General features: G+C 72.1%; 6 protein-coding genes and 1 pseudogene. 3 read left to right on the forward strand and 4 right to left on the reverse strand.

Annotated elements, in window-relative coordinates; all coding sequences use genetic code 11:
- Positions 1–11: 11 nt before the first annotated feature.
- Together D452_RS0124805 and D452_RS0124810 are read right to left on the reverse strand one after the other, a co-directional pair.
- The gene (locus D452_RS0124805) at positions 12–2,081 is read right to left on the reverse strand and encodes an N-acetylmuramoyl-L-alanine amidase (RefSeq protein ID WP_083927617.1); all 2,070 of its coding nucleotides are present in this window, start codon (positions 2,079–2,081) and stop codon (positions 12–14) included.
- Between the two features lie 118 nt (positions 2,082–2,199).
- The gene (locus tag D452_RS0124810) at positions 2,200–2,637 is read right to left on the reverse strand and encodes a hypothetical protein (RefSeq protein ID WP_017546832.1); all 438 of its coding nucleotides are present in this window, start codon (positions 2,635–2,637) and stop codon (positions 2,200–2,202) included.
- A 151-nt stretch (positions 2,638–2,788) separates the two neighbouring features.
- On the opposite strand from D452_RS0124810, the gene D452_RS0124815 reads away from it, so the two are divergent.
- Positions 2,789–4,342, forward strand: a complete 1,554-nt coding sequence (locus tag D452_RS0124815) for a bifunctional ADP-dependent NAD(P)H-hydrate dehydratase/NAD(P)H-hydrate epimerase (protein ID WP_017546833.1) — start codon at positions 2,789–2,791, stop codon at positions 4,340–4,342.
- 5 nt (positions 4,343–4,347) lie between these two features.
- Here D452_RS0124815 and D452_RS0124820 read toward each other — a convergent pair whose 3' ends face one another.
- Entirely contained in the window at positions 4,348–4,848 is a 501-nt protein-coding gene (locus D452_RS0124820; RefSeq protein WP_017546834.1) for an NUDIX domain-containing protein, read from the reverse strand.
- Positions 4,845–5,510 (reverse strand): TetR/AcrR family transcriptional regulator, encoded by a 666-nt coding sequence (locus D452_RS0124825; protein ID WP_017546835.1) that lies wholly within the window; start codon positions 5,508–5,510, stop codon positions 4,845–4,847. Before D452_RS0124825 ends, D452_RS0124820 begins: the two co-directional genes overlap by 4 nt.
- Positions 5,511–5,609: 99 nt before the next feature.
- On the opposite strand from D452_RS0124825, the gene D452_RS0124830 reads away from it, so the two are divergent.
- Together D452_RS0124830 and D452_RS0124835 are read left to right on the forward strand one after the other, a co-directional pair.
- Entirely contained in the window at positions 5,610–6,707 is a 1,098-nt protein-coding gene (locus D452_RS0124830; protein ID WP_017546836.1) for a hypothetical protein, read from the forward strand.
- A pseudogene (locus D452_RS0124835) lies at positions 6,704–6,956 on the forward strand (isoprenylcysteine carboxylmethyltransferase family protein); the annotation flags it as partial. The gene D452_RS0124830 and the pseudogene D452_RS0124835, both read left to right, overlap by 4 nt.

Below are 6,956 nucleotides of genomic sequence, written 5' to 3' on the forward strand. Positions count from 1 at the left end.
CACTCGGGGGGTCAGCGCTTCCAGTAGAAGACGTCCGCGGTCGCCGAGGTGATCCGCGCCTCCGCCTTGCCGAACTGCGCGACCCGGACGCGCACCCGGCGCCCGGCGGCCAGGTTGCCCTTCCAGGAGTAGGTGAAGTGCGCCTTGCCGCCCACGTGCACGGGGCTGTCCAGCGGGCGGTTGCGGGCCACCTTCCAGCCGCCGTCACCGTTGGGCTCGTACTCGGTGAGGCGGATCTGCGCCTCGGCGCCGGAGTCGATCCCCTCCAGGGTCACCCCGACCGAGACGTCGTAGTAGGCGCCCTTGGTCTCCTCGACCCCCACCAGGGCGTAGAACTCCCCGGTCTCGCCGTCGTGCCGCCGGTCGAAGGCCAGGCTCGCCCAGCTGCCCGACTCCAGGGTCTGGGCGTTGTCCTTCTCGAACCTGCGGTGTGAGGGCATGTCGTCTCCTTCAGAGTTTCCGGGAGCCTGGGCGAAGGTGCCGTCCTTGACCAGCTGGTAGGCCTTGTCGCCGGGGCAGGACGTGGAGATGAAGTCGCGGTGGCCGAGCACCTTCCCGGAGATGGAGGTGTCGGGTTCCATGAGCCACTGGCGCAGCACGCGGACCGCGTTGATCTGCTCGGGGGTGATGGTGTCCGAGGGGCCGGTGGCCAGGGTGCAGGAGTAGTGCGAGGAGTTTCCGCCGGGCTGGGCGGCCTGGGTCCGGTACAGCCCGCGCCCCTCCAGCACGTACCCGTGCGCACACGCCATGAAGGAGTTGCCGGTGTAGTACACCGTGCCCCGGCGCCGGGCCAGCCAGGTGCCGTTGGGGGTGGTGGGGCACCACACGTGACCGCCGTAGCTCTCCTCGCTGATGGAGAACGCCTCTCGACGGGAGGCCGCGGCCTTCGGGGAGAAGTGGGTCTGACGGCGCAGCTCCACCTCCCACATGGCGTGGCCGGTCGGGTCGGTGGGCGGCCTTCGGGTCAGCGACGTCGCGTGACCGGCCAGGATGGCGGCGAACTGGAACGCCTCGGCCGCGGCACGGTTCTTCTGACTGAGCGCCCGCGAGTCGTTGGTCCTGCCGTTGTGCCCGTCCGCCAGGAGGGACACCTCGATGAAGCGTTCGAGCTGCGTTCGGGTGAGGGAGCACAGGAACGCGTGGGTGGGAACCCGGTCCGGAGCCTGCTCCAGCAGGATCCGGCCGGCGTCCGCGGAGAGGTGGAACTCGACCAGGTCCTGGTTGAGTTCCTCACGCCAGCGGGGAACGCCGTCCGAGGCCGAGCCGGTACGGGGGAACCGATCGCACGAGGGACCGAAGAGGTCCCCGAGGCAGGCCCTGATCCTCGCGACGTTGTGGGGGTTGCGCTCCTGCGACTGGTGGAGGGCCACACCCGTGCCGGGCTGGCGGCTCCCGCTCTGGGGCTTGAGGTGGCCCCCGGTCCAGAACCACCCGATCACCTCGACGAGGGAGTCGTCCCACTTCGGTTCGTCGGGCAGGCTGTCGCAGGGCGCGGACAGGGGGATCCTGTCCCCATGGGTCAGCGACTCGGTGGTCGCCCACACCCGCTCCCGGCTCTGCTGTGTGCGTTCCGCGCTCCCGGTCGCGGCCCACGTTCCGTCCGCCGACCTCTGGCGTTCGGTGCCGGTCCGTCGGTGGAGCCGTTCCACGGGCCAGCGGTGCTGGGGGGTGGTCAGGGAGGAGTGCGCACGCCCCTCCATGCGGACGAGCGTGCGCTCGGTGGCGGGGAAGACGTTGACGGCCTGGACCGGCTGCCACTGGGAGGTTCCGGTCGTGTGGTCGAGGGTCAGGACCACGTCGCCCGTGCGGAGGTCGCGGAAGGTCCGCCAGCCGTCCTCGGTGAGGATCTGCGTCTCCTCGTCGGCGCAGTAGCCGATGTCCGCCCAGCCGCGGGAGGGCCCGGTGTGGAAGTTGCGGGTGTTCCGCCAGTAGGTCAGGCAGGCGGAGTGATCCTTGTCGGCGAGGTTCTGGTCGCCGCTGTCGTAGTGGATGACGAGACCGGAGCGGGGGTTGGCTCGCTCAGCGGGGGAGGCACCCCAGCCCAGATCGGACCTGGACACATATTTGCTTGGTCGAGGCATACACCCATTGTCCCCTGCGAGGACTTCCCTACGTGGTAAATCCGTGACAACGGGCTATATGTGAAGAAGGTGATTTCTGGGTTAGGAATCCCTTTTGTGAATGCGGTGGCTGGAGTGATTATCGGGGCCAGAGGAACACCACGGCCTCCGCCGCGACCAGATGCGCGTCGGCCTCACCGAACTGCGCGGCCCACACCTCCACACGATGGCCCGGCTCCAACCGGTCCTTCCACGCGTACGTGAACCCGCCGTGCCCGAACCCGAGGGTGAAGACCTCCACCGGCAGGTCCCGGTGGGTCCGCCACCCTCCCGAGCCGTCGGGAGCGAACTCGACCGCCCGCAGCCGCACCTCGCGATCCGGGGTGATGTTGGTCAGCGTCACCCCCACCGAGAGGTCGTACAACGCGCCGGTGGGCTCGTCGGCCCCCACCAGTTCGGCCGGGTCCGCCGGGGCCAGGCCGTCGCGGAGGTCGAAACCGATCCGGTGCCACTCCCGTGGCTTCAGGGCCTGGCCAGTGGTCTTGACGAAGCGTCGGTAACCGGGAGTCGGGGGCATGGAGGTCCCTCACGTCGGGTCGGGTGGCCCTGCCACCTGCGGTCACATCAAAAAGTAGTCGAGGAAGCACCGTTCGTGCGTGTGGCGGTGTGGGCGCGTCCCGAGCCGGGTGCGCGACGATGGGGAGACCGCCCCTCGAAAGGTGTGACCCATGCGCTCCGCCCACTCCGTCAGTGCCGTCCGGGAGGCCGAACAGGCGCTCATGGCCCGACTGCCCGAAGGCGCGCTGATGCGCCGCGCCGCCATGGGCCTGGCCGTCCACTGCGCCCGCATGCTGACCCGTGTCCACGGCGCCCGCGTGACCCTGATGGTCGGCGGCGGCGACAACGGCGGCGACGCCCTCTTCGCGGGGGCGGACCTGGCCGGGCGCGGCGCCTCCGTGCGCGCGGTGCTGGCCGGGAGGCGCGTCCACCCCGAGGGGTTGGCCGCGCTGGTGGCGGCGGGAGGCCGGGTGATCGAGGACGTGACCACAGAGGCCCACGGGGCCACAGATATTTCTGCGGCTGGTGGGGATGGTGGTCCGCGGATCACCGCCGAGGCGGAGTCGGCGCTCCTGGAAGCCGACCTCGTCGTGGACGGTCTGGTCGGGATCGGGGGCCGCGGTGGCCTGCGCGAACCCTACGCGGCGCTCGCGGCCCTGGCCTCGGACTCGCGCGCCTTCGTAATCGCGGTGGACCTCCCGAGCGGGGTGGACGCCGACACCGGGGAGGTCGCCGGGCGGGCGGTGCGCGCCGACGCCACGGTCACCTTCGGCACCCACAAGCCGGGGCTGTTCGTGGACCCGGGCGCGGAACTGGCGGGGCGGGTCCGCCTCGTGGACATCGGGCTGGGGTCGGAGCTGCCGGAGGCCGACCTCGTCCGTCCACAGCCTGTGGATATCGCCCGACTCCTGCCGGTCCCCTCGGCCGAGGACGACAAGTACCGCAGGGGCGTGCTCGCCGTCCGCGCCGGGTCCGACCAGTACCGGGGCGCCGCCGTCCTGTGTGTCGGCGGCGCGCTGCGGACCGGGGTGGGCATGGTCCGCTACGGAGGCGGCGAGGACGTCCTCTCCCAGGTGATCTCGCGGTGGCCGGAGGTCGTGGGGCTGCACCTGGACCCGAGGAGCAGCACGGACCTCGCCCCGGGGCGGGTCTCGGCGGTGGTGGTCGGGCCCGGTCGCGGCACCCACCCCGCCAACGCGGACGAACTGCGGGCTCTGCTGGAGAGCGACGTCCCGGTGCTGCTTGACGCCGACGCGCTCAACCTGGTGTCGAGCAGCGTGTCCCTCACCGAACTCGTGCACCTGCGGGGTGCGCCCACCCTGCTCACACCGCACGCCGGCGAGCTGTCGCGGCTGTTGCCGGACACCGACCGCGCCGAGATCGAGGCGCACCGGCTGGCGCAGGTCACCCGCGCCGCGAAGCTGTACAGGTCCACGGTCCTGCTCAAGGGGTCGACGACGGTGATCGCGCACCCCGGGGAGCGGACGGTGGTCAATCCCACGGGCACCCCGCTGCTGGCCACCGCCGGTTCGGGTGACGTGCTCTCGGGGGTGGCCGGGGCGCTGCTGGCCTCGGGCCTGTCCGCGCAGGACGCCGCGATGTGCGCCGCCTACCTGCACGGACGGGCGGCCGTGCTGGCCCGGGGCGGCGCCCCGATCAGTGCCTCGGACCTGTTGGACGCACTGCCGCTCGCCGTCGCGGAGGTCCGGCGCGCGGCCGTCTGACGCCGTCAGGAGCGGGAGCGGGCTGCCTCCAGGCCCAGCCGGACGATGTCGGTGATGAAGTAGTCGCCGGGGTCGCGTGCGTCGCGCAGCAGGTGCAGCTTCGCGTCGTCGACCCACATGTACTCGGTGTGCTTGTCCGCCTCCAGGGCCGGGGCGGACAGGTCGCCGTCCACGCGGACCAGGTAGTCGACCTCGCGGCGGGTCACGCCGTCGCCCGGGTCCCAGTCCAGCCGGTACAGCTCGGCGACCACGGCCGACAGGGTCCAGCCGGTCTCCTCGTGGATCTCACGGGCCAGGGCTCCGAGCATGGTCTCGCCGTCCTCCACGTGGCCGCCGACGATGTCCCAGCAGTTCGGGAACACCCTGCGGGTGGCCGACCTGCGCTGGGCGAACGCGTGCCCCTGGGCGTCGACGACCACGGCCCCCGCGACCCAGCGCTCCCCGTCGGCGGTGTCGGGAAAGGTGATCCCCTCGGCGATCTCCACGTTCACGGTGTTCTCCTTCACGGGTGGTCCTGTGCGGGGGTCCCCTCGGGTGCGGAGCCCCGGCGGGGCAGGCGCAGCGTGAGCAGCTTGGCGCGCGGTGCGAGCGTCCCGGCCAGGTCGAACACGCCCTCGGTGCGGCTGCGGTCCTCGTCCAGCACGGAGAACAGGTTGACGCCCAGGTAGAAGGTGATCGCCGCGTTCGCGACCTCCTGGGCGGGCAGCAGCCGACCCAGGGCCGATCCCCCGAGCACACGATCCCACTCCCCGGCGATGAAGTCGATCCAGGGCCGCGAGCGCTGGTTGATCTCCGCGCGCAGTTCGGGCTTGGTGACCGCCGCCGCGACCAGCTCGGAGAACTCGGCGATGTAGCCGCGCTCCAGGTCGGTCCGGTAGACGCGGGTGGCCACCTCCACCAGCTCCTCCAGGGTGTGGGCGGCTCCGGCCATCTCGCGGTACAGCGCCATGCGCTCGGCGCTGGACCTGTCGAGCGCCGCGAGCAGCAGTTGGTCGACCCCGCCGAAGTGGTAGAAGACCAGCGCCGAGTTGGCCTCCGCGCGGGCGGCGATCGCCCGCGCCGAGGCTCCGGCATACCCCTCCTCACGCAGGACCTCGCTGGCCGCCGTGATCAGGCGGTCCCTGGTCTCGGCGCTGTTCTTGCGGCTCCCGCCGCCGGTCCTGGACATGGTCCTCCCTCGGGTCGGGGTTCATCATACGGTTTAATCAAGTGATTAAACCGTGTGCTTTAATCATGTCGTCAAAGTGCGACAGCGAGGAGTGCCACCGTGACGCAGCCCCCCGAGTCCTCCGCAGCCCCCGAACCCGAGCGGGACCCCGAGACGAACCATCCCTCCGACGCCGAGGTCGCGGAGCGCTGGGCGGCCCCCCACCGCTCCTTCGACCCCGTTCGGGGCGTTCCGGCCGACGGGGAGGGCCTCCCCAGACCCACGACGGCCCGGTGGGTCCTGGCCGGGATCGTCCTCGCCGCCTTCGCCGCCCTGCTCGCCGTACGGGTGACCAGGTTCGGCGGCCTCGACCAGACCGCCCTGTTCTACGTGGGACTGCCCGCGTTCCTGGCCCTGCTCGTGATCCTCTGCGTCCAGGCGCGCGGCGGGCTCGGCACGGCCATGGCCGTCACCACGGTCTGCCTGCTGCTGGCCGGACCGATGCTCGGCGAGGGGATGGTCTGCCTGGTCATCTCCGCCCCGCTCATCTACGGCGTCGTCGCCCTGGTCGCCTGGGTGGTCACCTCGCTCCGACGGCGCGGCCGGCGCCACCCCCACGCGATGCTGGCCGTCCCGATCCTGTTCGCCCTGGCCATGGAGGGGATCGGCGGGTTCTCCCTGCTGCCGCGCGAGGACTCCGGAACGGGTTCGGTCCTGGTCGGCGCGACCCCCGCCGAGGTCGCCGCCGCGCTGGCGGCCCCGCCCGGGTACGACGCTCCCGACGCCTTCCTGCTGAGCGCCGTCCCCTTCCCCGAACCGGTCGAGGCGGTCGGTTCGGGCCTGGAGGCCGGAGACACCAGGACCGTCCGCTTCACGCCGCGCCGGACCCTCGCGCCCGGCGCGGAGCCCACCCCGCGCCACCTGGGACTGGAGGTCGCTGAGAGCGACGTGCGCGCGGACGGCGGCCGGGTGGTCTTCGAGGTCACCGAGGACACCGCCTTCGCCAACTGGATGGAGATGGAACGCGCCGTGGCCACCTGGCGTGGCGAGCCCGACGGGACCCGGCTGACCTGGGAGATCGAGTACACGCGAACCTACGACCCCTCCTGGTACTTCGGGCCGGTGCAGTCCCACGTCACGGGCCTGGCCGCCGACTACCTCGCGCGGACCTTCCAGGAGGAGGCCCAGGCGCTCACGGGCGGGGAGCCCCGGCGTTGATTCCCGCACTCGCCCCCGCCCCGGAACTCCCCTCCCTGCTGGTCCGGGGTGCGGGCCTGCTCCTGCCGCTGCTCGCGGTCACCGCCGCGTGCCTGTGGCGGGCGCCCCGGCCCCGGGAGGTCGCGGCGATGATCGTCGCCTCCGGCTGGGCGCTGCTCACCCTCCTGCCGCTGAACCTGATCGCGCTGCGGGCGGGCTGGTGGTCCTTCCACGCGCAGGGCGCCGTGTGGCAGGGGCTGCCGGGGGGCC

Source organism: Nocardiopsis prasina DSM 43845 (genome assembly GCF_000341265.1).
Taxonomy (GTDB): Bacteria; Actinomycetota; Actinomycetes; order Streptosporangiales; family Streptosporangiaceae; genus Nocardiopsis; species Nocardiopsis prasina.